Source organism: Micromonospora sp. NPDC047134 (genome assembly GCF_040643455.1).
Lineage (GTDB): Bacteria > Actinomycetota > Actinomycetes > Mycobacteriales > Micromonosporaceae > Micromonospora.
In genome coordinates this window covers 1-1,314 of the sequence record NZ_JBEYUI010000062.1, presented here as the reverse complement: position 1 = coordinate 1,314, position 1,314 = coordinate 1, and the positions used below count along the sequence as shown (strand labels likewise).

The 1,314-nt window shown below is 68.1% G+C and carries 1 protein-coding gene and 1 pseudogene; both read right to left on the bottom strand.

What is annotated here, in order from left to right; translation table 11 throughout:
* Positions 1-42: 42 nt before the first annotated feature.
* Positions 43-939, bottom strand: coding sequence for an IS3 family transposase (locus ABZ795_RS28750; RefSeq protein ID WP_357532641.1), 897 nt, complete (start codon positions 937-939; stop codon positions 43-45).
* A 17-nt stretch (positions 940-956) separates the two neighbouring features.
* Positions 957-1,238 (bottom strand): annotated as a pseudogene (locus ABZ795_RS28745) (transposase); the annotation flags it as partial.
* Positions 1,239-1,314: the final 76 nt, after the last annotated feature.

Genomic DNA, 1,314 nt, shown 5'->3' with positions numbered 1-1,314 from the left:
TGGGGTTGACCCGGTTTGACGGACAGGGTCGATAAGTTGATCTCACGCTACCTTGCTGGTTGACCTGCGGGTATAGGCGGTCGCTTCGTACTCGGCCGGACTCAGGTAATCCAGGGTGGAATGGCGGCGGCGGGTGTTGTACCAGCCCTCGATCCATTCGAAGATCGCCGTACGGGCGGCGGCACGGGTCGGCCACGGCCGCCGGTCGAGTAGTTCGGTCTTGATCGTGGCGAAGAACGATTCGGCCACGGCGTTGTCCCAGCACTGACCCCGCCCGCCGACGGACAACAGCACCTGGTTGCGGTCGGCCAGGCGGGCATACTGGGCGCTGGTGTACTGGCATCCCCTGTCGCTGTGGAAGATCACCTCACCGGTCGGGCGTCGGGCGGCGACGGCGTGGGACAGGGCCTGGGCAGGCAGATCGGTGCGCAAATGATCGGCGGTGGCCCAGCCGACGACCCGACGCGACGCGATGTCGATCACGGTGGCCAGGTACAGCCAGCCCTCCCAGGTGGGGATGTAGGTGATGTCGCCGCACCAGCGGGTGTCGACCCCGCTGGCGGAGACAGTGAAGTCCCGGCGGATCCGGTCGGCCGCCAGGCGTGCTGTCGGGTCGGGCACGGTGGTGGTGCGCCACCGCTTCGGCGTCCGGCCGCACAACCCGGCGCCCCGCATCAGCCGGGCTATCCGCTTGCGGGAGTGCCTACGTCCCTGCGCGGCCAACTCGGCGTGGACCCGAGGCGCGCCGTAGGTGCCGGCCGACAGGGCGTGAATGTCGACGATCCGGGCGGTCAGGTCGGCGTCGTCACGCTTGCGCCGCGACGGGCCGGTGCGGTGCTGGTAGTAGGCGGACCGGGAGACCTCCAACAGCTCACAGGAACGCTTCACGTTCCCGTCGGGCCGTGCCTTCTCCGCCTCGATGAACGGATACACGTTCACCGGGTCTCCTTCGCGAAGAAAGCCGTGGCCCGTTTCAGAATGTCCACGTCCTCCCGCAGCCGACGGTTCTCCCGCCGCAGCCGCGCCAACTCCTCCCGCTCGTCGCTGGTCAACCCGTCCGTGCGGGTGCCGGCGTCGAGGTCGGCCTGCTTGACCCAGTCACGCACCGCGGTCTCGGTCAGATCGAAGTCCCTCGCGACCTGCACGATCGTCCGGTCACCCCGCCGACACACCTCGACGATCTCCGCCTTGAACTCCGGCGTGAACGCCCGACGCGGCCGGCGTGGTTTCTTACCCATGCCTTCCATGATGAACATCCTCCCGAGGAGCACAGCCCCTCTGAGCTGGGATGTCCGTCAAACCGGGTCAGGCCCA